General features: G+C 68.9%; 23 protein-coding genes and 2 tRNA genes. 8 read left to right on the forward strand and 17 right to left on the reverse strand.

Annotated elements, in window-relative coordinates; translation table 11 throughout:
* Positions 1-11 precede the first annotated feature (11 nt).
* From ACNI3K_RS00540 to manA, 6 genes are all read right to left on the reverse strand, one after another.
* Positions 12-84: transfer RNA gene (locus tag ACNI3K_RS00540), tRNA-Arg, on the reverse strand.
* A 46-nt stretch (positions 85-130) separates the two neighbouring features.
* Positions 131-1,114 (reverse strand): aldo/keto reductase, encoded by a 984-nt coding sequence (locus tag ACNI3K_RS00545; RefSeq protein WP_419389914.1) that lies wholly within the window; start codon positions 1,112-1,114, stop codon positions 131-133.
* A gap of 137 nt (positions 1,115-1,251) precedes the next feature.
* The gene (locus ACNI3K_RS00550; protein ID WP_419389915.1) at positions 1,252-1,986 is read right to left on the reverse strand and encodes a C40 family peptidase; all 735 of its coding nucleotides are present in this window, start codon (positions 1,984-1,986) and stop codon (positions 1,252-1,254) included.
* A 114-nt stretch (positions 1,987-2,100) separates the two neighbouring features.
* Positions 2,101-2,823 carry a metal-dependent transcriptional regulator gene (locus tag ACNI3K_RS00555; RefSeq protein ID WP_419389916.1) on the reverse strand — a complete coding sequence of 241 codons (723 nt, stop codon included), beginning with the start codon at positions 2,821-2,823 and terminating at the stop codon, positions 2,101-2,103.
* Entirely contained in the window at positions 2,820-4,154 is a 1,335-nt protein-coding gene (locus ACNI3K_RS00560; protein WP_419389917.1) for a UDP-glucose dehydrogenase family protein, read from the reverse strand. Before ACNI3K_RS00560 ends, ACNI3K_RS00555 begins: the two co-directional genes overlap by 4 nt.
* 35 nt (positions 4,155-4,189) lie before the next feature.
* On the reverse strand, positions 4,190-5,347 hold the full coding sequence (manA, locus tag ACNI3K_RS00565; protein WP_419389918.1) for a mannose-6-phosphate isomerase, class I: 1,158 nt from the start codon (positions 5,345-5,347) through the stop codon (positions 4,190-4,192).
* A 21-nt stretch (positions 5,348-5,368) separates the two neighbouring features.
* Here manA and serC point away from each other — a divergent pair, with 21 nt between their 5' ends.
* Positions 5,369-6,493, forward strand: coding sequence for a phosphoserine transaminase (serC, locus tag ACNI3K_RS00570; protein WP_419389919.1), 1,125 nt, complete (start codon positions 5,369-5,371; stop codon positions 6,491-6,493).
* Complete coding sequence (locus ACNI3K_RS00575) at positions 6,490-7,350, forward strand: CAP domain-containing protein (protein WP_419389920.1); 861 nt, start codon at positions 6,490-6,492, stop codon at positions 7,348-7,350. The genes serC and ACNI3K_RS00575 overlap by 4 nt, the downstream gene beginning before the upstream one ends.
* 34 nt (positions 7,351-7,384) lie before the next feature.
* On the opposite strand, the gene ACNI3K_RS00580 is transcribed toward ACNI3K_RS00575, so the two are convergent.
* Together ACNI3K_RS00580 and ACNI3K_RS00585 are read right to left on the reverse strand one after the other, a co-directional pair.
* Positions 7,385-8,398: a DUF3027 domain-containing protein gene (locus tag ACNI3K_RS00580; RefSeq protein ID WP_419389921.1), complete on the reverse strand. Its 1,014-nt coding sequence runs from the start codon at positions 8,396-8,398 to the stop codon at positions 7,385-7,387.
* A gap of 8 nt (positions 8,399-8,406) precedes the next feature.
* Positions 8,407-8,790, reverse strand: a complete 384-nt coding sequence (locus tag ACNI3K_RS00585) for a cold-shock protein (protein ID WP_419389922.1) — start codon at positions 8,788-8,790, stop codon at positions 8,407-8,409.
* 180 nt (positions 8,791-8,970) lie between these two features.
* Here ACNI3K_RS00585 and ACNI3K_RS00590 point away from each other — a divergent pair, with 180 nt between their 5' ends.
* From ACNI3K_RS00590 to ACNI3K_RS00600, 3 genes are all read left to right on the forward strand, one after another.
* Positions 8,971-9,672, forward strand: a complete 702-nt coding sequence (locus ACNI3K_RS00590; protein WP_419389923.1) for an HD domain-containing protein — start codon at positions 8,971-8,973, stop codon at positions 9,670-9,672.
* A 121-nt stretch (positions 9,673-9,793) separates the two neighbouring features.
* Positions 9,794-10,087, forward strand: a complete 294-nt coding sequence (locus ACNI3K_RS00595) for a WXG100 family type VII secretion target (RefSeq protein WP_419389924.1) — start codon at positions 9,794-9,796, stop codon at positions 10,085-10,087.
* A gap of 27 nt (positions 10,088-10,114) precedes the next feature.
* A complete protein-coding gene (locus ACNI3K_RS00600; RefSeq protein WP_419389925.1) occupies positions 10,115-10,390 on the forward strand; it encodes a DUF4031 domain-containing protein in 276 nt (91 codons plus the stop codon).
* Positions 10,391-10,535: 145 nt separating this feature from the next.
* On the opposite strand, the gene groL is transcribed toward ACNI3K_RS00600, so the two are convergent.
* The 3 genes from groL to ACNI3K_RS00615 all read right to left on the reverse strand — a co-directional run bounded on the left by groL (position 10,536) and on the right by ACNI3K_RS00615 (position 13,372).
* Positions 10,536-12,161: a chaperonin GroEL gene (groL, locus tag ACNI3K_RS00605; protein WP_419389926.1), complete on the reverse strand. Its 1,626-nt coding sequence runs from the start codon at positions 12,159-12,161 to the stop codon at positions 10,536-10,538.
* 277 nt (positions 12,162-12,438) lie between these two features.
* A complete protein-coding gene (locus ACNI3K_RS00610) occupies positions 12,439-13,065 on the reverse strand; it encodes a LytR C-terminal domain-containing protein (protein ID WP_419389927.1) in 627 nt (208 codons plus the stop codon).
* A 10-nt stretch (positions 13,066-13,075) separates the two neighbouring features.
* On the reverse strand, positions 13,076-13,372 hold the full coding sequence (locus tag ACNI3K_RS00615; RefSeq protein WP_419389928.1) for a DUF3263 domain-containing protein: 297 nt from the start codon (positions 13,370-13,372) through the stop codon (positions 13,076-13,078).
* Between the two features lie 159 nt (positions 13,373-13,531).
* On the opposite strand from ACNI3K_RS00615, the gene ACNI3K_RS00620 reads away from it, so the two are divergent.
* Positions 13,532-14,200: a uracil-DNA glycosylase gene (locus ACNI3K_RS00620; RefSeq protein WP_419389929.1), complete on the forward strand. Its 669-nt coding sequence runs from the start codon at positions 13,532-13,534 to the stop codon at positions 14,198-14,200.
* On the opposite strand, the gene ACNI3K_RS00625 is transcribed toward ACNI3K_RS00620, so the two are convergent.
* The 6 genes from ACNI3K_RS00625 to ACNI3K_RS00650 all read right to left on the reverse strand — a co-directional run bounded on the left by ACNI3K_RS00625 (position 14,197) and on the right by ACNI3K_RS00650 (position 19,854).
* Positions 14,197-15,666 carry a signal peptidase I gene (locus ACNI3K_RS00625; RefSeq protein WP_419389930.1) on the reverse strand — a complete coding sequence of 490 codons (1,470 nt, stop codon included), beginning with the start codon at positions 15,664-15,666 and terminating at the stop codon, positions 14,197-14,199. The genes ACNI3K_RS00620 and ACNI3K_RS00625 overlap by 4 nt on opposite strands.
* A 26-nt stretch (positions 15,667-15,692) precedes the next feature.
* The gene (locus ACNI3K_RS00630) at positions 15,693-16,100 is read right to left on the reverse strand and encodes a hypothetical protein (protein WP_419389931.1); all 408 of its coding nucleotides are present in this window, start codon (positions 16,098-16,100) and stop codon (positions 15,693-15,695) included.
* Between the two features lie 447 nt (positions 16,101-16,547).
* A tRNA-Thr gene (locus tag ACNI3K_RS00635) sits at positions 16,548-16,620 on the reverse strand.
* Positions 16,621-16,730: 110 nt separating this feature from the next.
* Positions 16,731-17,519, reverse strand: coding sequence for a DsbA family protein (locus ACNI3K_RS00640; RefSeq protein ID WP_419389932.1), 789 nt, complete (start codon positions 17,517-17,519; stop codon positions 16,731-16,733).
* Positions 17,520-17,536: 17 nt separating this feature from the next.
* The gene (locus ACNI3K_RS00645; protein WP_419389933.1) at positions 17,537-18,067 is read right to left on the reverse strand and encodes a MauE/DoxX family redox-associated membrane protein; all 531 of its coding nucleotides are present in this window, start codon (positions 18,065-18,067) and stop codon (positions 17,537-17,539) included.
* 98 nt (positions 18,068-18,165) lie between these two features.
* Positions 18,166-19,854, reverse strand: coding sequence for a serine/threonine-protein kinase (locus tag ACNI3K_RS00650; protein WP_419389934.1), 1,689 nt, complete (start codon positions 19,852-19,854; stop codon positions 18,166-18,168).
* Positions 19,855-20,016: 162 nt separating this feature from the next.
* Between ACNI3K_RS00650 and ACNI3K_RS00655 the strand changes: the two genes are divergently transcribed.
* Positions 20,017-21,171, forward strand: a complete 1,155-nt coding sequence (locus ACNI3K_RS00655; RefSeq protein WP_419389935.1) for an ABC transporter ATP-binding protein — start codon at positions 20,017-20,019, stop codon at positions 21,169-21,171.
* A gap of 88 nt (positions 21,172-21,259) precedes the next feature.
* Positions 21,260-22,696, forward strand: a complete 1,437-nt coding sequence (locus ACNI3K_RS00660; protein WP_419389936.1) for a DUF4032 domain-containing protein — start codon at positions 21,260-21,262, stop codon at positions 22,694-22,696.
* Positions 22,697-22,725: the final 29 nt, after the last annotated feature.

The following is a 22,725-nucleotide window of genomic DNA, read 5'->3' on the forward strand; positions in this document are numbered from 1 at the left end:
TACTTCACAAGTGCGCCTGGGCAGATTCGAACTGCCGACACCCGCTTTAGGAGAGCGGTGCTCTATCCCCTGAGCTACAGGCGCGCGGGGCACCTACGAGGGTACCGGCACCGGACCGCTCAGCGGAATCTCACCACTTGGCGTGAACGTGCTCGCGGATGCGCTCGTTGTAGAGGTGGGCCAGCGCGGCGAGGGTCTCCTCGTCGAACTCGGGCATGTCCGCCGCTGCGGCGTTCGACCTTGCCTGCTCGGGCTTCGAGGCCCCCGGGATGATGGTCGAGGCACCGACGGCGCCGATCCATGCCAGCGCGAACTGGGCCGTGGTCCAGCCCTCTGGCGTCAGCTTGGCCACCTCCTGCGCGGCCTCGACACCGACCTCGTAGGGCACACCCGCGAACGTCTCGCCGACGTCGAAGGCGGAACCGTCGCGGTTGAAGTTCCGGTGGTCCTGCTCGCCGAAAGTCGTGTGCTTGTCGTACTTGCCGGTCAACAGGCCGGACGCCAGCGGTACGCGCGCGATGATGCCCACGCCGTTCTCGCGAGCCACGCCGAGCACATGCTCGAGCGGCTTGCGGCGGAACACGTTGAGGATGATCTGCACGGTGGCGAGATCGGGGTCGCGCAGCGCGTCGAGCGCCTCGTCGCACGTCTCGACGGACACGCCATAGTTCTCGATGCGTCCCTCCTGCTTCAAGGTGCGCAGGTCGTCGTATGTCTGCGGGTTCGCAAACACCTCGGACGGCGGGCAGTGGAGCTGGACCAGCTCGAGCGTGTCGACGCCCAGGTTCTCGCGGGAGCGGTCGGTCCAGCGCCGGAAGTTGTCGAGCGTGTACTGCGACGCCTCGTGCGGGTCCGCGCGACGGCCCATCTTGGTGGCGATGGTGATGCCCTCGCCGCCGCGGTCCGCGACGAAGTCGCGAAGCGCGCGCTCCGACCGGCCGTCGCCGTAGACGTCCGCGGTGTCGAAGAAGGTGACGCCGGCATCGGCCGCCGCGCGCAGGATGTCCTGCGCGGTGTCGTCAGCGACGTGGGACCAGTCGGCCCCCAGCTGCCAGCAGCCCTGTCCGATGAGCGAGATCTCGCGGCCGAGCCGCGGTACGAATGAGGTGCGCATGTGTCCACCCTATGCGGCAGGACTGACCGCTGCGACCCGGTGTCCGATATGACCGATGTTCCGTACGAAAGGTCCCGCAGACGCCAAGAGCCGCCGCTGCCCGAAGGCGGCGACGGCTCTTGAGGTGAGCGGCGGGACTAGCCCGTGACGCGCACGTACGTGGGGTTGTTCTGCCAGATGCCACGGAACTGGATCGTCTTGCCGGGCCTCGGCGCGTCGATCTGCAGGTTTGGGCCGGCGTAGATGCCGAGGTGGCCAGGCGTCACGATGATGTCGCCCGGCTGGGGCGACGACACGCGGGTGCCGACGTTGTAGTAAGCACCGGAGGTGCGAGGCAGTGAGATGCCCAACTGGCCGTACACGTATGAAGTGAAGCCGGAGCAGTCGAACCCGCCCGGTGCCGCACCGCCGGAAACGTAGGGCGTGCCGACGTGCTTTGCGGCCTCGGCGATGACCGCCGAGCCAGAGATCGCAGCCGTGACGTTCTTGGACTGGGCGACCGGACGCGCAGGAGCCGACGACGAGGATGAGGACGACCCGGAAGAACTGGTCGACTGCGGCGCTGCCGCGACGGGCTCAGGCTCAGGCTCGGGCTCGGGCTCGGGGTGTGCCGACACGTCGATGTCGGGCGTGGAGACCTCGAACTCGGCCTCGTCGGAGGCCTTGACCTCGCCGGCAACAGCGGCCAGATCCGTGGACGCGGCGTCGGCCTGCGTCTCGATCGCGAGGGTGCTCGGGGTGACGGAGTCGACCGTCAGGTCCTGGGCGACGAGGGCCGCAGCAGCGGCGCCCGTCAGGGGAACCACCACGAGGGCAGCTCCGGCGGTGGCAGCCACCGCACGCGTCCTGGCGCGCATGTATCCGTTCGTCAAAATCACGTTCCTTCCGCACCTGAGGCGCGTTGATGTTCCCTGGCCCTGCGAGTGGAACTATTCCTAGCTTCCAATGCCATCTCCGGGGCCTGCGAGGTCCTGCTTTTTCATGTACTAGTCGACCATGTTACCAATTCGTGATGATTCGCCAAGTCGAGATTGCCCGAAGAGGTGTCGGGCGGCGTCCCGGGACACCACGACGGACCCCGTCGCGGAGGTCACCACCACCGCATCGTCCTCGAGGCTCACCTCGACCGTCGCCCCTGGTACGAGTCCAGCGCGGATGGCCTCCTCGAGGAAACCCTCGGACGCCTGCGGGTTCTCTCCGATGCGCGTGATTGTGACGCTGGTCACCCCAGAAATTGCCGCCGACTCGAGCGAGATCGAGACCGATTCCGGGGCATCCGGGTCGTCCAGCAGTCCCAACTCGGCCAGTGCCGGGATGGGGTTGCCGTACGGCGAGAAGCGGGGGTTGTCGAGCAGCTCGAGCAGCCGCCGCTCGACCCGGTCGCTCATGACGTGCTCCCACCGGCACGCTTCTTCGTGGACGTGGGCCAGGTCGAGGCCGATCACGTCGATGAGCAGACGTTCGGCGAGGCGGTGCTTGCGCATCACCCTCACGGCGGCGTGCAGGCCGGCCTCGGTGAGCTCGAGCCGCCGGTCGGAGGAGACGATGACCAGGCCGTCGCGCTCCATCCGTGCGATGGTCTGGGACACCGTCGGGCCTGAGTGTCCCAACTGCTCCGCGATGCGCGCACGCATGGGCGTGACGTCGTCCTCGATCAGCTCGTAGATGGTCCGCAGATACATCTCCGTGGTGTCGATGAGGTCGCTCATGCCGAGTGCCGACCCAGCCCCCGGTAGTCCCAGCCTGCCGCGATCCACTCCTCCGCCGGCAGGCAGTTACGACCGTCGATGATGCGCTTGTGCGCCACGAGCTCCCCGACGACGTTCGGGTCGAGCGCACGGAACTGCTTCCACTCCGTGGCGACGATGATCAGGTCGGCATCGCGAACCGCGTCCTCCGGCGAATCGGCGAAGTCGAGCGTGGGCCACACCTTGGCGGCGTTGGCCATGCCCTCCGGGTCGTGCACTCGCACGTGCGCGCCCGCCAGGTGGAGCTGACCGGCCACGTCGAGGGCGGGCGAGTCCCGAACGTCGTCGCTGTCCGGCTTGAACGCGGCACCGAGCACCGCGATCTTCGCATCCGCCAGTTTTCCGCCCAGCTCGCGTTCCGCCATCTGGACCACGTGCTGGCGGCGGCGCCGATTCACGTTGTCGACCTCGCGCAGGAACGTCAGGGCCTCGTCGACGCCCAGCTCGCCCGCGCGTGCCATGAAGGCGCGAATGTCCTTCGGCAGGCAGCCTCCGCCGAAGCCGAGCCCGGCGCCCAGGAACTTGCGGCCGATGCGCTCGTCGTAGCCGATCGCATCGGCGAGGTCCTTCACATCCGCGCCGGTCGCCTCGCACACCTCGGCCACGGCGTTGATGAAGGAGATCTTGGTTGCGAGAAAGGCGTTCGCGGAGACCTTCACGAGCTCTGCCGTCGCCAGGTCAGTCACGACGATGGGGGTCTCACGCGCCAGCGCCTGAGCGTAGACACGGCGTGCGACCTCCTCGATGCGGCCAGGGTTCGCCGGATCGACGCCGAGGACCAGGCGGTCCGGACGGAGGGTGTCCTCCACCGCGAAACCCTCGCGCAGGAACTCCGGGTTCCAGCCCAACTGCGCCTCGTCGCCGACGGGGGCCAGCTCGCGCACGCGCTCCGCGAGCCGGGCGGCGGTGCCGACCGGAACGGTCGACTTGCCCAGAATGATCGCGGGCCGAGTCAGCAACGGCGCGAGCGACTCGATCGCGGCGTCCACATACGACATGTCGGCGCCGTAGCCGCCCTTGAGCTGGGGGGTGCCGACGCCGATGAAGTGCACGTCGGCGAACTCCGCCACCTCGCGCACGTCCGTCGTGAAGCGGAGCCGCCCCGAGTCGACGTGCTTGCGCAGCAGCTCCGGCAGGCCGGGCTCGTAGAAGGGCACCTCGCCGCGGCTGAGCCGCTCGATCTTCTCGGCGTCGATGTCGAGGCCGATCACCTCGTGGCCCAGCTCTGCCATGCCTGCAGCATGGGTGGCGCCGAGATAGCCGGTTCCGATGACGGATAAGCGTTCAGACATGCTGATCAGGATAGCGGTGCAGATGCGCCGGGTGGCTACCCGGGAAGGTGCGCGACGACCGTCGCGCCGCGGGCTCGCACCCGCATCGGCCCCTCGCTGTAGCGCCCGAAGACGGCCTGTCCACGGCGCAATGTCATCGTGCCGTCATCGCACTCGACCTCCGCCTCCCCCTGGACGACGAGCACCACGCGGGGACCGGCGGGAACGGTAGCGGTGCCATCGGTGACCACCGTCAGCGCGAACTCGTCGACCTCGGGAACGAGGGTCACGGCCGCACCCTCGACGTCGGCACGGGGCCGCGATGCCGGGCCGGGGGTGGTGCTCGCGAGCCTCAGCAGCAGCGGGACGTCCACGCGCTTGGGGGTGAGGCCGCCGCGCACGACGTTGTCGGAGTTCGCCATCACCTCGATGCCGAGCCCGCGCTGGTAGCTGTGCAGCACGCCCGCGCCGATGAATAACGACTCGCCGGCCGCGAGGTCCACGACGTTCAGGGCGAGCGCCACCATCGCTCCCGCGTCCCCGGGAAACTGTGCCAGCGCATCGGCGCTCACTCGCAGTGGAGAGCCCTCGGGAGCCGAGCGGCCGCGCTCTGCGAGCGCCGCGAGGGTGTCCTCGCCCGCGCCTCCACACAGCGCCAGAGAGATGTACTCGGCGATGTCGTCCTGCACTGCCTCCGCGAGGCGGGCGGCGTCGGGGGTGCCGAGCAGCTGGAGATCGGAGCGCAGGTCGTCGACAGGCCGCACGCCCGCCAGCACCCGCAGCGAGGTGAGTGCGAACACCATCTCCGGCTTGTGGAAGGGGTCCTGGAACTCGTAGGGACCCACGGAGCCTTCCCGCCGTTCCTCCTCGAAGCCCGCCCGTGCCTGCTCGCTTGTGGGATGCACCTGGATGGACAGTGGCTTGTCGATTGCAAGCAGCTTGAGCAGGAAGGGCAGTCGGACGCCCCACCTGCGCGCGCAGTCATCACCCAGGCACGATGCGGGCTCGCCGGCGATCACCGAATCGAGCCGTTCGATGCCATTCGGCGTGTGCGCATGCGCGGGGCCGGACTCGTGGGCTCCCCACCACGCCTCGGCGACGGGACCGCCTGTCGGCTCGATGTCGAGCAGGCCCACGATGTCGTCCCTGGTGCCCCACGCGTAATCGCGCAGCGCAGGAGTGATGAGGTGCATGGGGAACAGTGTGCCAGCCATGCCCACCACTACCCTGATGTCATGCCGCCAGAACTCGTCATTCCGTCCGAACTGCTGCCCCGCGACGGGAGGTTCGGGTCAGGACCCTCGCGCGTGCGCGACGCTCAGATCCAGGCCGTCGTCGACGCTCAGCCTCACGTGCTCGGCACGTCCCACCGTCAGGCTCCCGTTAAGAACGTCGTGGGCGCGGTGCGCGATGGGCTCTCCGAGCTGTATGCGCTGCCCGACGGCTACGAGGTGATCCTCGGCAACGGCGGGTCCACCTCGTTCTGGGACGCCGCGACGTTCTCCCTGGTCGAGCAGCGCGCGCAGCACTGCGCCTTCGGTGAGTTCGGTGCCAAGTTCGCGAAGGCCACCGCTGCGGCCCCGTTCCTCGACGACTCGCAGGTGCGGGAGGCCCCGGCAGGCGACATCGCACTGCCCGAGCCCGCCGACGGGATCGATGTGTACGCATGGCCGCACAACGAGACGTCCACCGGAGCCATGGCGCCCGCGCTACGCCCACAGGGCACGGAGGGCGCGCTGACGGTGATCGACGGCACGTCCGCCGCCGGCGGGCTGGCGCTGGATCCGACGCAGGCCGACGTCTATTACTTCGCGCCCCAGAAGAGCTTCGGATCGGACGGCGGGCTGTGGCTCGCGCTCGTGTCCCCCGCCGCCATCGAGCGGATCGAGCGAATCGCCGCTTCCGGCCGCTGGATTCCCGCGACGCTGGACCTTGCTACCGCGCTCGAGAACTCGCGCGCCAATCAGACGCTGAACACTCCCGCCGTCGCCACTCTCGTCATGCTCGCCGAGCAGCTGCGCTGGCTCAACGGCAACGGCGGCATGGATTTCGCGCTCTCCCGCACCGCGGAATCTGCACGCCGCATTTATCAGTGGGCCGACGCCTCCGACTTCGCTGAGACCTTCGTCACAAAGCCTTCTGCTCGCTCCTCCGTGGTGGCTACGGTCGACCTGTCTCCCTCGGTGGACTCGTCCGTGCTGCGGACGATCCTCCGGTCCCAGGGAGTGGTGGATATCGATCCGTACCGCAAGCTCGGGCGCAACCAGATCCGCGTCGGGATGTTCCCGGCGGTGGACCCGGATGACGTCTCGGCGCTCACGGCGAGCATCGACTGGATAGTGGAGAGATTGCAGACATGAGCGCACAGCAGGAGGTCCTCGGGACCGGCGAACGACGCCGTCGACCGTTGAGAACCCTCCTGCTCGCCGCAGTGCCGCTGCTGGTCGCCGCCGCGGGCGGGGCCGCCGCAGCTCAGATCGCTCCCGACACCGTGACCCAGCCGGCGTCGCTGCCCGTCGATGAGACAGCGCAGGAAGTGGCGCTGGTCGAGACCCGCTCCGACGTGCTCGCCGCGGTCGTCGCCCCCGAGGTCACGGGCGATGCCACTGCCGGGATCCCTCAGATCGACATCTCCTTCGCACCGGAGCCCGAGCCGCTGCAGGCCAGCGCTCCAGTCGCCAACGGCGGCTCCTCCGGCGGTTCGACCGCGGGGTCCGTGCCGTCCGGTTCCTCCTCGAGCGGGTCCGCATCGTCCGGCTCAGCATCGGCGGCCGCGCCGCAGCCGGCCGCACAGCAGTCACCCGACGCGTACTGCTCCGCACCGTCCTCCCCCTATTCCGCAGGGGGCTCGGTCAAGGGATTGCTGACGGCAGCGAACAAGGAGCGCGCGCGCATCGGCGTCGGCTCATTGTCGTGGTCCGGCAGCCTCGCTTCAGCGGCGACCAGCTGGTCGCAGTCCATGGCTTCTCGCGACGACGCGGGCAACGGCTCGGCGCTGGCGCACAATCCGAACCGGCCCGGCGGCGAGAACGTCGCCGTCAGCGGTTCATCGGGCGGCATGTCGGTGTCCGCCGCCGTCAACAAGGCGCACGCCGGGTGGATGTACTCGGGCGGTCACTGCCGCAACGTCATGAACCCCGGCTACTCCACGATGGGTGCAGGCACGGCCTCCACGTCGAACGGCAACGCGGTGTACACCACCGCCAACTACCGCTGAGCGGCTCGCCGCCGCTCGTCACGCACGGCCCGCCTCAGCTGCCCTGCTCGGTCGCCGCGGTCTCTGCCGTCTCTGAGGTCCGCACACTCGCGGCTTCCTCCGTCGGCTCGGCTGCGCTCTCAGGCGCCTCTTCCTCGGCCGGAACGGCCTCGCCGGCGGGGGCGGCGCTCCCCGCAGCTGGCGTATCGACAGCCACAGCTTCGCCGGCCGCTGCTCCATCAGCTGCTGAGGCCTGATCTGCAGTAACTGCCTGAGAAGCCTGCTCGTCCGGCTCCGCACCTCCGTCGGAATCCGCCTCGCCGGAATCGGCCGGTTCGTCCAGGGTCACGGCATCCGCGGCGTCAGTGTCGATCACGGGATCCGGCGCGGGCCACCGCGAACTCTGGTTCTCGGCGTCCGTCTGCGAGTGCGCACCGCAGCCGTGGTCAACAGCCACCACTCGGCCGTCTGAGGGCGACCACTCGTTGGTGCACGCTCCGAATGCGAGCCGCAGCGAGCCCGTCAGCGGCACGAAGAACGCGCACGTCGAGCAGGGCGCCGCGGAGGCGATGGCAGATGCGGCCGTGGGGCCATGCGAGCCGCGGTACCAACGCTCGGCAGCGCTGTCACGGCCCTCAGGGGCGAGCACCCGCTCGCGGCCCAGTCCGAGCTCCCAGATCTCGAGGATGTCCTCGTCCTCACCGGTCTGCTCCAAGCCGGGCATGAGCCGCTGGTCCTCGGCGATGAGCGGAAGCACCATCGATGGCTCGAGGTCGCCGGGACGCACGCGATCGGCCCACGGGATCCAGGGCGGAGCCAGCAGCGCATCGTCGGCGGGCACCAGATGCGCCTCGCATACGGTCGCCTCGCGTCCACGCGGCGGGCGAGCGACGGTGACCGCCCACACCCACCCGCGGTATCCCGGCAGCGTGCAGGCGAACAGGTGGGTCAGGAGCCTCTCAGCGTCCTTGGTGACCGACAGGTGCGGGCCGACCGCGTCGCGGTCTTCAGCGGCCTCGACTGCGGCTTCGTAGGCGAGGTCGGTGGCCTTCTCGAGTACTGCATCCATTGGTCGGCTCAAGCCTCCAGCTGGTCGGCGACGGCGCGCAGCACGGCTGCGACCTTCTGTCCCTTGGCCTGATCGGGGTAGCGGCCCTTGCGCAGCGAGGTGGAGACACCATCGAGCATCTTGATGAGGTCCTCCACGATCGCGGTCATGTCATCAGGACTCTTGCGCATGCCCTGCGACACCGTAGGCGCAGTTTCGAGGATCGTGACCGTCATCGCGGACGGACCGCGCTTGCCGTCGGCGACCGAGTAGTCCACGCGGGAGCCCGGCCGGGGCGCGGTCACTCCGGCAGGCAGAGCGGAGGCGTGGAGGAAGACCTCAGCGCCGTCATCGCTCGCGATGAAGCCGAACCCCTTGTCGGTGTCGAACCACTTCACTTTGCCGGTGGGCACATCAACCTCGCGTATTGCTCAGGCGCCGCGTATTCGGCGCCTTCCCAGTCTACCCATGGGACGCTCGACGGCCGATGCGCGGGCGGCTCGGCGCGGACGCGCCACGGCTGCTCGTTGCGGCAGGGGGCGCACAGGGCCAGACTGAGACGTTCACGCACGTCGATGGCAGCTGAGGTGCACATGTCTACGTCTGATTTCCCGTCCTGGCTCGTATCGTCCTTCGCGCGCGCCGCGGAGGCCGTTGGCGCCACCGCTGCTCCCGAGGAGATCAAGGAGGCGGCACGCCGCCTGCTGGCCCGATGGAGCGAGCCCGAACGCAGCTATCACGGTGTGGCGCACCTCGTGGATCTGCTCCAGCACGTGGATGAGCTTCAGCAGGAGACTCACAATGCCAATGCCGTCCGGCTTGCGGCGTGGTACCACGGGGCCGTGTTCAACGCCGCCGAGACCGCCGCCTACGCCAAGCGGGGCGGCGAGGATGAGGCCGCGAGCGCTGAGGTGGCACGCGACGAGCTGACCGCTCTGGGTGTCCCGGAACCCACCGTCGAGGCGGTGGCGGCTCTGGTCGCTGGGCTGGCGCGCCACACTGCCCCCGCCGACGGCGGCGATAGCGCGGTGCTCTCGGACGCGGATCTCGCGATCCTCGCCTCCGATCCTCAGCGCTACCGGACGTATCTGACCAAGGTTCGCGAGGAGTACGCCCACATCCCCGCGCACGACTACCTCGAGGCGCGGCGTGCGATCGTGGGTCGCCTGCTCGCCCGCAGCCCGTTGTACACCAGCCCGCTCGGGCGAGGCTGGGAGCGGCAGGCGCGGGAGAACCTGAACGCCGAGCTCGCCCGGATCCAGCGCGAGCTCTCCGCGCCGGGGCCCGCGAAGTAACGGGAGGCGAGGTCCGCCCGCTATCCACAGCCTGCTGGCCACCGCCTGGCCAGTCGGCCGAGGCCTGCCTAGCGTCGAATCACGGTGCGACGACCGCCGCACCACGACCCTAGGAGGCCTCATGACCCGCTATCACGTCGACGCCGCGGAGGTGGCGACCGCATCGGCCCGCGCCGCGGGCACCGCCGAGACGATCCGCGCGGAGGTGGCCTCGATGATGGGGCACCTGACGGCGCTCGAAAGCTCGTGGCAGGGTGGAGCCGCGACCGCCTTCATGGGAGTGCTCGAGCAGTGGCGCGGCGCGCAGGTGCAGGTGGAGAGCGCACTCGACGCGCTGACGGTGGCGCTGTCCCAGGCCGCCGAGCAGTACCAACAGGCCGAGGACACGGCTGCGCGGCTGTTCGCGCCCCGCTAACGCCCGCGCTGGGCGTACGCTCGCCCGGTGACCGTCTACCTGGACCCACCGCTATGGCCGCGCCACGGCAAGGTGTGGGGACACCTCGTCTCGGACACGTCGGTCGAGGAGCTCCTGGCCTTCGCCGCGCGGGCGGGAATCCCGGAGCGCGCCTTCGACCGCGACCACGTCGACGTGCCTGAAGAGATGTACCCCGAGCTCGTACGCCTGGGTGCCGTGCTTGTCGGCACCCGCGAGCTGGTGAGGCGCCTGCGCGGCTCAGGCCTGCGCGTGACTGCCGCCGAGCGCCACGGCCGCGGCTGACCCGATCCCCCCGCGCTGACGACGCACTGAACCGAAGCGGCCCGCTCGCCCTGCCCGCGCATCGGCCGCTTGAACTGGCACCAGACGCACGAAGGCCCCCGAGATCGCTCTCGGGGGCCCTCGTCGACTGCGTGTGCGGAGGGGCTTAGAAGCCCATGCCGCCCATGTCGCCGCCGCCGGCAGGCATGGCCTGCTCGGGCTCGGGCTTGTCCGCGACGACCACTTCGGTCGTCAGGAACAGTCCAGCGATCGACGCGGCGTTCTGCAGCGCGGAGCGGGTGACCTTGACCGGGTCGTTGACGCCAGCGGCCAGCAGGTCCTCGTACACGCCGGTCGCGGCGTTGAGGCCGTGACCATTCGGGAGTCCCTTGACCTTCTCGACGACAACGCCACCTTCCATACCGGCGTTGACGGCGATCTGACGCAGCGGCGCGGTGATCGCCAGCTCGACGATGCGAGCGCCAGTGGCCTCGTCACCCTCGAGCGACAGACCGGCCAGTGCCTTGGTGCCCGCCTGGATGAGAGCGACGCCACCACCGGCGACGATGCCCTCTTCGACGGCTGCCTTGGCGTTGCGCACGGCGTCCTCGATGCGGTGCTTGCGCTCCTTGAGCTCGACCTCGGTGGCCGCGCCCGCCTTGATGACGGCAACGCCGCCGGCGAGCTTGGCGAGGCGCTCCTGGAGCTTCTCGCGGTCGTAGTCCGAGTCCGAGTTCTCGATCTCGGCGCGGATCTGGTTGACCCGACCCTCGACCTGGTCCTCGGCGCCGCCGCCGTCGACCATGGTCGTGTCGTCCTTCGTGACGACGACCTTGCGCGCGGTACCGAGCATGTCGAGTCCGGCGCTCTCGAGCGACAGGCCGACCGACTCGGAGATGACCTGACCGCCGGTGAGGACGGCCATGTCCTGCAGCATCGCCTTGCGGCGGTCGCCAAAGCCGGGGGCCTTGACGGCGACGACCTTGAGGTTGCCGCGCAGCTTGTTGACCACGAGCGCCGCGAGGGCCTCGCCGTCCACGTCCTCGGCGACGATGGTGAGCGGCTTGCCCGCCTGCATCGTCTTCTCGAGGATGGGCAGCAGGTCCTTAAGCGACGAAATCTTCGACTCGACGAGCAGGACGTAGGAGTCCTCCAGCACGGCTTCCTGGCGCTCTCCGTCGGTGACGAAGTACGGGTTCAGGTAGCCCTTGTCGAAGCGCATGCCCTCGGTCAGCTCCAGCTCGAGTCCGAACTGGTAGGCCTCCTCGACGGTGATGACGCCTTCCTTGCCAACCTTGTCCATCGCCTCGGCGATGAGGTTGCCAATGTCGGGGTCACCGGCGGAGATGCCAGCGGTGGCAGCGATCTGCTCCTTGGTCTCGATCTCCACAGCGGAGGCGAGGAGCTCTTCGGTGACGGCCGCGACGGCCTTTTCGATGCCCTTCTTGAGGGCGATCGGGTTGGCACCGGCGGAGACGTTGCGCAGGCCCTCGCGCACGAGCGCCTGAGCAAGCACGGTGGCCGTAGTGGTGCCGTCGCCAGCGACGTCATCCGTCTTCTTGGCAACTTCCTTGACGAGCTCGGCGCCGATCTTCTCGAACGGCTCCTCCAGCTCGATCTCCTTGGCGATTGATACGCCATCGTTGGTGATAGTGGGTGCGCCCCACTTCTTCTCGAGCACGACGTTGCGGCCCTTGGGGCCGAGGGTGACCTTCACAGCATCGGCGAGGGCATTCATGCCCCGCTCCATGCCGCGGCGGGCGTCCTCATCGAAGGCAATAATCTTTGCCATGGGTGTGTAGTCCTCTTTCGATGGGTGGTGGCTCCGAATCGCCCGCGACGGACGATGCGGCCCGGGGCGTTCCCTTCACGCCACGAACCTGCACCTCGACCCGGAAGCCGGTGTTTTTAGCACTCTCGCATTGAGAGTGCTAACGCCGATTCTGGCACTCTCCCCCTCCGAGTGCAAACCGTGTCGACCACTTTTCGCCCTGGGCACGCGCGGGCGGCACCCAGGTCGCGCCGATGCGCGGGCAGAGCCTGCGCGTCCCCGCGCGGGGGCGCCGGGGTCAGGACTCGGGATCGGACGCGAGCAGGACTTCGATCTCGGCACCGCCGGGAGTCCCGCCCCCGTCGACGGCCTCGATCCCCAGGATGTCGGCGATGTCCTGGGCAGTGTCGGCGAGGCGCTCGCCGTCATAGGTCACCACGTTGGTGCCGTCCGGGATCAGCGACGGGTCGATGTTGTTCGCCTCGAGGTTCGTGTAGCCGGCGTCCGCGAGCGCCTCTTGCTGCTCACCTGCGAGCCCCTGGATGCGAGCGCCATTGCGCACGTGCACCTGGGAGTCGTAGAGGATCACGGGCTCGGGTTCTTCCGTCTCGGTCGGAGTTGGCGTAGGCGTGGGGGACGCGACGGGCTCCTGCGTGGTCGCGGAGGGCACGGGGCTCGCCGTCACCGACGGTTCGCCCGAGGGCGTGATCGTGACGGTCGGCTCGGCCGTGGGCTCGGCTCCCCCGACCACGTCGCGGTTCCACAGCAGGGTGGCGATGGCGAACGCCACGGCGCCAGCGATGACGAAGGCCAGCAGCGGCGGGAGCACGCGGCTCCACCACGTGCGCGGCGCGCGGTGCACGCCGACTGGGCCGCCCTGGGCGGCGATCTCGTCGAATTCGTCTGGCTCGTAGTGCTCGGACACGCGGGTCACTCTAGCGAAGGGACGCCGCGTCGAACGAGCGCGTGGCACGTCCTCGCTGACGGGCGGACCGCATGCGGCGCAGTCGCTTGACCAGCATGGGGTCGAAGGCGAGCGCGGCCTGGGTGTCGATGAGCGCGCCAAGCACCTGGTAGTACTGCGTGCTCGTCATGCCGAACTGCTCGCGGATGGCGTCCTCCTTGGCGCCCGCGAACTTCCACCACTTGCGCTCGAACCGCAGCACACCGGCGTCGCGCTCGGACAGCTGGTCGACGGCGGGTGCGTGCTCGACTTGTGCGGCCTCGCTCATGAGCACCCTCCTTGTCTCGATTGGTAGCCCCACACTACCGGCGAACTACAGAGATGTCATTCAGGCCCGTCGGCGGTCTCCTGACCGCTCGCGGCCGTGCCGCGCCAGACGTGGTTCGCAGTGTCGGGGGCGCGATGGCGCAAGGATAGTGTGTCGCACATGTCGGAGGCATGGCGAACCCAGGTGGCGCCCGACTGGGCGGATGCCTTGGCGCCGATGGCGCCGGACCTTGCGCGCATCGGTGCGTTCCTGCGGGAAGAGATGGCGGCCGGCCGCGGCTACCTGCCGGACTCGCACGCGGTGCTGCGTGCCTTTCACGCGCCGTTGGCCGACGTGCGCGTGCTCATCGTCGGCCAGGACCCCTACCCGACGCCGGGCAACCCCGTGGGCCTGAGCTTCTCCGTACCTCCCGGCCATCCCATGCCGCGCTCGCTCGTCAACATCGCCCGCGAGCTGCGCGACGACACGGGAGAGACCCTGCCCGATGGCGACCTGACCCACTGGGCCGAGCAGGGGGTGCTCCTGCTCAACCGCGTGCTCACCGTCTCCCCGGGCTCGCCCGGCTCGCACGGGGGGAAGGGCTGGGAAGCAATCACGGAGCACGCGATTCGGGTGCTCACGTCGCGTGCGGGACCCCTCGTCGCGGTGCTGTGGGGTCGCGACGCGCAGAACCTCGCGCCGCTCCTCGGGGATGTCCCGCAGGTGGCGAGCCCACACCCGAGTCCACTCAGCGCGTCCCGCGGGTTCTTCGGCTCCAAACCGTTCTCGCGGGTGAACGCACTGCTCACGGAGCAGGGAGCCTCGCCGATCCGCTGGGGAACGCCCTAGGGGCCAGGGCAGATGACATTCTGGCTGCCGATGCCCGCCGCGCTCTCTTGGTACCAGAAGTAGGCCCCCTGTTTCTTGCCGCCGTTAGCGGGGTTGGCGTACACCCGCACGAGGGGAAGCTCCGAGCACGAGTAGCCGGGCACCTTGATCCAATCCCCGTTCGTCATCACTGCCGCGACCGTCCACCCGGGGAAGGGCGACTTGCTGAGGTCGATGGTGACGATGGCGTTCGGCGCGCTGGTGTCCACCGAGAAGGTCTGGTGGCCCAGGCGCGAGCCGGGACTGCCCCATGTGTTCCCGCGCTTGGGTGTCACCGTGCACGCCTCGCCCGTGCCCTGCGGCGCCGATGTCGCACCCACGCACGAGTACGGCTCCGTGGGGACCGGTGGCAGCGGCGCCGTCCAGGTGGTGGGGAAGATCCACCCACCAATGCGCACGACCACGGTCGCCACGGAGGTCGCCGCATAGCCGCTCATCGCGATAATCGGGCTGGCCGAGGCCGTCTCGCTTCCCGAGGAGATCACCGTTCCGGACGAATCGTGCACGAACACTTCGAGAGGCCGCCCGTGACAGGCAGCAGGAACCCCGCTGAGACTCACCTCGGAGAAGACTCCCGCCGAGGTCCCGTCAGTCCCGGTGCTGTCGATCACCGGAGCGCCTCCGGCCTGTCCCGGGGCACACGCCTGTAGGGGCAGCACAGCGAGCTCGTGGCCCACTAACAATGTCAGCTGCGCGGCGCTCGCAGGCGTGGCACACGCGACCGCGAGAAGACTGAGGCCGCCTGCCAACGCGGCGAGCGCGACGCGCTGATGCCTGCGCCGTGACGCGGGCTTCGCTGCAACTCTCGCCAGGGCGACAGCGCCTGCGGGCGCCACGCTGTCCTCGCTGTCAGGGGCCGAGCCATCCGACTCGTCCTCGTCCTCGGGATCGGACTCGGGCTCGGGCTCGTCGTCACCCTGCTCCTCGTCCTTGCCCTCGGACGGCCACAGCGCCACGACCAGCGCAGCCAGGATCACTCCGCACCACACCAGCGGGTTCAAGATTCTCATGGTCACGGCGCCGGCGTTCGGGATGTGGACCTGGACCACCCCGCGGACCTCGGCCTCAGCCGGATAGAAGGGATCGATGAAGTCGTTGTTGTCGCCCCGGAGCTCCCAGCCGGACTCGGCATCGCCGCCGATGATGCGGTGCACCACCTGAGCCCCGCCCAGTCCCTCAGGCGCGTACACGATGACGTCGCCCACGGCCGGTGCGCCCGAGCGTGCGATCACCATGTCACCCGAGTGATAGGTGGGCTCCATCGAGTCTCCCGACACGATGACGAGAGAGGTGCCTCCACCCAGGGCGGCCGGCCACAGGAAGTACACCGCGACCGCCAACAGCGCCCACGCGAAGGCCTGCCTCAGCACGCGCCAATACCGGCTCGCGGTGAGCGAGCCGGTATTGGCGTCGAGCATGGCTGCCATCAGCGCCTGTCCGCGGTATCTGTCTGCTAGCCGATGATGACGGTGACGTCGCCCAGGTTCGTCCCGATCGGGATGGTGATCGGGGTGTCCAGAGCGGACAGGTCTTCGCTGAACGCTCCGCTCGCCACGGTGCCCGAGATGTCGGCGAGCTCCGCGTCTGCAGAATCCATCAGCACGACACGGACGTCCTTGCCGTTGCAGAGCTCCGCGATGTCAGTGACGTTGACGTTCTTGATCAGGAAGGTGTCCTCGTCGTACGTGTAGTCGACGTCGACTGCCGTGTCACATGACGTGAACTCGCCGGAGCCGATGGCCACCTCGTTCGATGCCTCGACGGTGAGCGTCGCCGCTGATGCGACCGACAGCCCGGCCACGCCGACCAGCGCCAGTGCCAGCGCTGCGAATTTACGCTTTTTGTACCTTTTGTCTGCCATATCCAAAACCCCTCTGTGAATGTTGCTGGTCACCCCGGGGGTGGATTCCCCCGGGGTTCCCCCCAGCGTCTTGAGTCATCTTCGAATTGCGTGAAAGTTTCGTTGTGATCGATCTCACAAGGTTCCCGGCCCGCAACTCGCAGAGATGTTCTCGCCCGTCTCGAGAGTTTCCGCACCCTCTCGACGAGCGTCGTGCCTTGCAGTACTGCCTGCGCTCTTGTCCGGTTTTACTCACCAAGACTCCACGATCCGCACGCCCGAAAGCTCGACGCGCTGCGACTCGCAGAGTGTGATACCTGCCATATATCGGCATTGGTGGGAAAACTACTGAGGATTTTCTCGCCAAGCGACAGAGATGTGACGATTTTCACATGGGCGTGGGGGAATGACCGCGGATAATGGCGGCGAAAGGACGCGAGGAGTTTCTCGAGCGTCGGGTCGAAAGAGAGCTGGCAGCGGGACTCGAACCCGCAACCCCCTGTTTACAAGACAGGTGCGCTACCAATTGCGCCATGCCAGCGGTGCAGCGCGTGAGTGCGCCGTCCCAGCAGGATACCCGTGCACCGCACTGAGCCGGACGCACCAAGGCCCCGTCGGCGGTGCCGACGGGACCTTGGTGACGAGCGTGGCCTAGAGGCCTTCGATGTGCGCCCTCAGCGCTCCCGGCTGGAAGTACGGGACGTCGCGCTGGTCGAGCATCTCGCGGTTGACCATCACCGCGGGGGTACCGGGCACGCCGTCCTGCGACGACTGGTCCGTCGCGGCGACGACCCACTTATTGAAGATGCCGTCATCGAGGGTCGCGGCGACGTCCTCTGGCACGCCAGCATCGATCGCGATCTGCTCGATCTGCTCGTCGGTCAGGCCACCGGTGCCCTCCGCGGGCTGGTTCTCGTACATCGCGCTCATGAACGGCACGATCTGCTCGGGAGCTGCATCCGCGACAGTCGCCGCGGCGTTGGCCGACCGGGTTGAGAAGTTGGTGCCCTGCGAGGTGTGGTCGAGGATCGAGATCGGGTGCACGTAGAGCTCGATGTCTCCCGCCTCGCGCATCGCGTCGATGTCCTCCTTGTTGATCTCCTCGAACTGGCCGCACACGGGGCACATGAAGTCCTCGTAGATGTCCACGCGGGGGGCGTCCTCGGGCGCCTCGCCACCAGCCGCGCCGTCCATGCCGATGAGGATGCCGCCCGTCTCGTCGGCCCCCATCGGCGCGACGGCGTCGTCGGAGTCGAGCGACGGGACGGAGGACTGCTGGACGATGAAGTACACGATGCCGCCAAAGATCAGCACCACCAGCGCAGCGCCGATGGTGATGTACAGCGCGGTCCGGCGCTCCTGCGCCTTGACCTGCTGCTGCGCTTGTCTGCGGGCGGCAGAGGCCTTGTCGTTCGAGTCGTTCGCCTTGCTTTTGGCCATCGGTCTACTCTCTCGTCTCAGGTGTGGTCAGCACTGTAGTGCGCGGATCGGGTCTCGGGTTCAGGTTCGGGTGCGGGCGCGAGCGACTGATCCACGGAGAAGCGGCTTCGCGGCCAGATTGCGAGGAACGTGCCGAGGGCGATGAAGCCCAGCCGTTCCATCAGGTGCGCCGGGTAGTTGGTCTCGCTCGCATCGACCTCGCCGCCGCCGCCGAAGCAGCCGCAGTCGATGGTCAGGCCAGTGGCCCACGCCCAGATCACTCCGAACGTGAACGCCGCCATCATCGCGAGCCACAGGATCGACGCGAGCCGGGTGAACGCGCCCAGCAGCAGGAGCGCCGCGAGCGCCAGCTCGAGGAACGGCAGCATGGTGCCCACGAACGGCACCACCTCTTCCGGCAGCAGCCGGTAGGCGCGCACGGCGATGATGGACTTCGGGATGTCCTGCATCTTGGGAATCGCGGCGGCGATCAGGATCACGGCCATCGACAGCCGGACCAGCAGACTGAGCCACGGCTGGACTGTGCCAAACCGTTCTCTGAGTGCCATCGAACCCCTCCGCTGGTAGGCGCGCCGCAGCCTCGTCCGAGCACGGTCGCATCGCCTCGCCAACGTACCGCACGAGCACGCGGTTCCCGGCCGGACTGCTACCCCAGGAGCTGGGGTGCGGGCCACCATTGCGGGGACGCGTTCAGGTACACCGCGAGCACCACGACGCCCAGCGCGGCGAGGCCTACGAGCGTCCAGGCGACCGCCACCCCACGTGTGGGAGCGAGCGCCGACGCGACCCGCCGGCCGCCTTCACGGGTCGCCTCCATCCACGGTCCCCACCACAGGGTGGCTGCGGCGACGAGGCCACCAGCGGCCAGGGCTCCCGCGTGCCCCCAATCCTCCAGGCCACCGCCCGCGAAGCGCCCTTCGTCCACCAGCCACCAGCACAGCGCGGCCACCCCCCCGCCCGCTGCGACGGCCAAGACTGCCGCCGGGAGGGTCTCGCCCAGCGACCGCAACAAGTGCCAGGGCAGGCCGAGCGCGTGGATGGCGGCGTCTCCCCGGCGCTGACCATGCCGCCTGCGCGCGAGCTGCAACCCGACCGCGCGCCGCTGCGCCGTCCTCGCCAGGACGGCCGCCAGCACGAGAGCCGCGGCGGCGATGAACGGCGCGAGTGCGGCCGATGCGGCCAGTGCGAGCATCCACGCGAGCGTCATCAGGGGATGGCGCGGTGCGCTCGGCAGCGATGCGTCATCGGCGGCCCAAGGGTCGCGCTCGTGTGCAGCGCCGTCCTCGCCGTCGTCCTCGTAGTCACCCTCGCCGTCGTCCGCGTAGTCGACGTCGCCCGCCTCGCCGTCGTCCGCGGTGTCCCACGGATCGGCGGCGTCGCGCCGGCGCAGCTCGTCGCTGCTCACGGGGCTCGCGGCCGTGACCGTCAGTCCGGCAGTAGGGTCCGAGCCTGCCTCGTTCCACGCTCCATTGGCGGGCATCACGGATGTCGCGGCGAGGCCCGGCGCAACCTCGGTGGCGGCCATCTGCTCGCCCGACGCCGGCAGGGCGATCGTCGCGCCCCGCAACGCAGCGACGACCTCACGCGGGCTCGGTCGCGCGCCGATGTCGCGGCCCAGTGCCGCCCGGAGCGCCTCGGCACCGGGCGCATCGGGAAGCTCCACCTGCGCCGCGAGGGTGCGTGAGATGGCTCCCGTGCCCGAACCGAAAGGTGCGGATCCCGTGAGCGCATACGCCACGGTCGCGGCCCACGACCAACGGTCGGCGATGGGCCCCGGCTCGGCTCCGTCGATCACCTCGGGGGCCACGTAGCCTGCGGTGCCCGAGACCAGCCCGTCGCGAGTGAGGCGCTCGTCGTGCTCGAGGTGCGAGAGGCCGAAGTCGATGAGCACGGGTCCCTCCGGGCCCACCATGATGTTCGACGGTGTGACATCGCGGTGCACGACTCCCGCCTCATGGACGGCCTCGAGCGCAGATGCGGTGCGGTCCGCGAAGTCCGCGAGGGCCGGCCCCGACAACGGGCCATGATCCTGGACGTGCTGCCAGATGCTGACCCCGGGGATGTACTCGAACACCACGAACGTCTCGGCACCATCAAGCTCGGCGTCGAGAATCCGGGGCACTGCGGGGTGGCGCAGCGACTGCAACGCCTGCACCTCGCGCTCCAGGCGACGCGCCGCCACCTCGTCATGCTGGGCGTCCACGAGTTTGAGGGCGTACGTCTCGCCGCCCCCGTCGCGGACTCGATAGACCGCCCCGGATCCGCCCTGCCCGAGCGTCTCGACGACGGTGTATCCGCCGATCTCCTCGCCCGTGTCGCGTTTCACCCCGGCCATGATCCAAACGTACCGTTCCCGGGGTGACGTGGCGGTTCGCCCTATGGCAAGATGAGGTCACCCTCAGCATCGTTGCCGGGGGCAGTGTCACTGTGGACACCACATCGGCACTCTTCACCACGGATCGTCTGGCACGTACCTGCCAGTGAAGGGACCATCACCATGGCCACTGTTACCTATGACAAGGCGTCGAGAATCTATCCCGGCACCGAACGGCCCGCCGTCGACCAGCTGGACCTCGACATCGCGGACGGCGAATTCCTCGTCCTCGTCGGCCCCTCCGGTTGCGGAAAGTCCACCTCCCTGCGCATGCTCGCAGGTCTCGAGGACATCGACGCCGGCAGCATCTGGGTGGGCGACCGCGAGGTCACTCACGTTCAGCCTAAGGACCGCGACATCGCAATGGTGTTCCAGTCCTACGCGCTCTACCCGCACATGACGGTCGCCGACAACATGGGCTTCGCGCTCAAGATCGCCAAGATCGACAAGTCGGAGATCCGTCAGCGCGTCGAGGCCGCCGCGAAGATCCTGGACCTCACCGAGTACCTGGACCGCAAGCCCAAGGCACTGTCCGGTGGTCAGCGTCAGCGCGTCGCCATGGGTCGCGCCATCGTCCGCCAGCCGCAGGTGTTCCTCATGGACGAGCCGCTGTCGAACCTCGACGCCAAGCTGCGTGTGCAGACCCGCACCCAAATCGCCGCCCTCCAGCGCCGCCTGGGCACCACCACGGTCTACGTGACGCACGACCAGGTCGAGGCGCTCACCATGGGTGACCGCATCGCGGTCCTCAAGGACGGCGTTCTCCAGCAGGTCGGCACCCCACGCGACATGTACGACGCTCCGGCCAACGTGTTCGTCGCCGGATTCATCGGTTCCCCCGCCATGAACATCGGTACCTTCCGTGTCGAGGGTGACAAGGCACAGGTCGGTCGCGGCCAGGTTGCCCTCCAGCGTGAGGCGCTGTCGCACCTCAAGGATGAGGACAAGAACCACGTGGTGCTGGGCTTCCGTCCCGAGTCGCTCGACCGCGTGGCGCCCAACACCGAAGGCGCCATCCCGGTCCAGGTCGACGTGGTCGAGGAGCTCGGCTCCGACGCCTTCGTGTACGGCGAGGTTCCCACCGACGCCCCCGACGCAAAGGACATCCACTTCCAGGCCGGCGACGCGCAGATGATCCTGCGCATCGACCCCCGCGACGTTCCCGGCAAGGGCGACACCGTGTGGGTGAAGATTCGCGAGGGTGAGCAGCACATCTTCTCCGCGGCCACCGGGGAGCGCATCTCCAAGGAAGTGAAGATCGAGCCGACCCGCCGCTAGTCTCGGCGACAGCATCAAGCGAAGGGGCGGTCCCGAACGGGGCCGCCCCTTCGCTGTTGTCCGCACCGGTGCCCGTTAGTCTTGCCGCATGCCGTTGCACATCACCGGAGCCGCCGACGCCGCCCTGATCGAGCTCCCGTGGGAGATCCCGCTCAGCGCATGGCCCGAAGAGCACATCGCGGCCCTGCCGCGCGGACTGTCGCGCCACGTCGTGAGGTTCGTCCGCCATGGCGACAACGTCCTCGCCATCAAGGAGACCAACCCCGAGATCGCGCATAAGGAGTTCACGATTCTGCGCGAGCTCCAGCGGCTCGACGCCCCCACCGTGCACCCCATCGCCGTGGTGACGGGCAGGCGCACGCCCTCCGGCGAGGACCTCTCTGCGGCGCTGGTGACCGAGCACCTCGCCTACTCGCTGCCCTACCGCGCGCTGTTCGCCTCCGCGATGCGCCCCCGGACGCTCAAGCGGCTCGTCGGCGCGCTGTCAGTGCTGCTCGTGCGGCTGCACCTGCTGGGCTTCTACTGGGGCGACGTGTCACTGTCGAACGCGCTGTTCCGCCGCGACGCGTCGGAGTTCTCCGCCTACCTTGTGGACGCCGAGACAGGCGACCTGCAGACCCGGCTCACCGACGGCCAGCGCGCGTACGACCTCGAGATCGCGACCACCAACATCACCGGCGAGCTGCTGGACCTGCAGGGGTCCGAGGATCTCGACGAGAGCGTGGACCCGCTCGAGATCGGCGAGCGCCTCGAGCGCCGGTACCGGGAGCTGTGGTCGGCACTTACCGAGGTGTCGACGGCGACCTCCAATGTGCGGATGCGCGTGGCGGAGCGGGTGCGCCAGCTCAACGAGCTGGGTTTCGACCTGGGCGAGATCGACATGGAGCAGACGGAGGACGGCACCGCGATCGCAATTCGCCCCAAGGTGGTCGACGCCGGCTTCCATCAGCGGCGGCTGATGCGCCTCACGGGTCTGGACGTCCAGGAGAACCAGGCGCGCCGGCTGCTGAACGACCTGGACGAGTACCGCGCCTGGAAGGGCGACAGCGCGATGGACGAGGCGAATGCCGCGCACGACTGGCTGACGACCATGTTCGAGCCGACGGTGCGCGCCGTGCCGCGGGGCCTGCGGGGCAAGCTCGAGCCCGCGCAGGTGTTCCACGAGGTGCTCGAGCACCGCTGGTACCTGGCTGAGGCCGCAGGTCACGACGTGCCGATGCCGGTGGCGACCGCATCGTACGTCAAGCACGTGCTGCCCAAGAAGGCGGATGAGAAGGCCGTCCTGGGCCGCTCGATCGCGGAGATGACGGCAGAGCTGCCGGCGCTCACCGAGGAGCACGGCGACACGTTCGAGCTGCCCGATCCTTACGCCAACGACAACACCCACGCGTGGGGCGGCGTGCCCGAGCCTGAGGACGCGGAACCCCCTATGGTCGAGCGGCGGTCGCTGCGCACAGCGACCGCGCCCACGGCACCAACGGCGCCCACCGAGCACTCGGCGCCCTCGGTCCCAAGCGCCGACTGAGCGCGCGTCGCCTCGCCGCCCGCGAAGGG

The organism is Demequina ureilytica (assembly GCF_048553575.1).
Lineage (GTDB): Bacteria > Actinomycetota > Actinomycetes > Actinomycetales > Demequinaceae > Demequina.

Coding starts and splice junctions, on each gene's coding strand:
- ACNI3K_RS00545 (WP_419389914.1), bottom strand. CDS start 1,114: ATGCGCACCTCATTCGTACCGCGGCTCGGCCGCGAGATCTCGCTCATC.
- ACNI3K_RS00555 (WP_419389916.1), bottom strand. CDS start 2,823: ATGAGCGACCTCATCGACACCACGGAGATGTATCTGCGGACCATCTAC.
- ACNI3K_RS00560 (WP_419389917.1), bottom strand. CDS start 4,154: ATGTCTGAACGCTTATCCGTCATCGGAACCGGCTATCTCGGCGCCACC.
- manA (WP_419389918.1), bottom strand. CDS start 5,347: ATGGCTGGCACACTGTTCCCCATGCACCTCATCACTCCTGCGCTGCGC.
- serC (WP_419389919.1), top strand. CDS start 5,369: ATGCCGCCAGAACTCGTCATTCCGTCCGAACTGCTGCCCCGCGACGGG.
- ACNI3K_RS00575 (WP_419389920.1), top strand. CDS start 6,490: ATGAGCGCACAGCAGGAGGTCCTCGGGACCGGCGAACGACGCCGTCGA.
- ACNI3K_RS00580 (WP_419389921.1), bottom strand. CDS start 8,398: ATGGATGCAGTACTCGAGAAGGCCACCGACCTCGCCTACGAAGCCGCA.
- ACNI3K_RS00590 (WP_419389923.1), top strand. CDS start 8,971: ATGTCTACGTCTGATTTCCCGTCCTGGCTCGTATCGTCCTTCGCGCGC.
- ACNI3K_RS00595 (WP_419389924.1), top strand. CDS start 9,794: ATGACCCGCTATCACGTCGACGCCGCGGAGGTGGCGACCGCATCGGCC.
- groL (WP_419389926.1), bottom strand. CDS start 12,161: ATGGCAAAGATTATTGCCTTCGATGAGGACGCCCGCCGCGGCATGGAG.
- ACNI3K_RS00615 (WP_419389928.1), bottom strand. CDS start 13,372: ATGAGCGAGGCCGCACAAGTCGAGCACGCACCCGCCGTCGACCAGCTG.
- ACNI3K_RS00620 (WP_419389929.1), top strand. CDS start 13,532: ATGTCGGAGGCATGGCGAACCCAGGTGGCGCCCGACTGGGCGGATGCC.
- ACNI3K_RS00625 (WP_419389930.1), bottom strand. CDS start 15,666: ATGGCAGCCATGCTCGACGCCAATACCGGCTCGCTCACCGCGAGCCGG.
- ACNI3K_RS00630 (WP_419389931.1), bottom strand. CDS start 16,100: ATGGCAGACAAAAGGTACAAAAAGCGTAAATTCGCAGCGCTGGCACTG.
- ACNI3K_RS00640 (WP_419389932.1), bottom strand. CDS start 17,519: ATGGCCAAAAGCAAGGCGAACGACTCGAACGACAAGGCCTCTGCCGCC.
- ACNI3K_RS00645 (WP_419389933.1), bottom strand. CDS start 18,067: ATGGCACTCAGAGAACGGTTTGGCACAGTCCAGCCGTGGCTCAGTCTG.
- ACNI3K_RS00650 (WP_419389934.1), bottom strand. CDS start 19,854: ATGGCCGGGGTGAAACGCGACACGGGCGAGGAGATCGGCGGATACACC.
- ACNI3K_RS00655 (WP_419389935.1), top strand. CDS start 20,017: ATGGCCACTGTTACCTATGACAAGGCGTCGAGAATCTATCCCGGCACC.
- ACNI3K_RS00660 (WP_419389936.1), top strand. CDS start 21,260: ATGCCGTTGCACATCACCGGAGCCGCCGACGCCGCCCTGATCGAGCTC.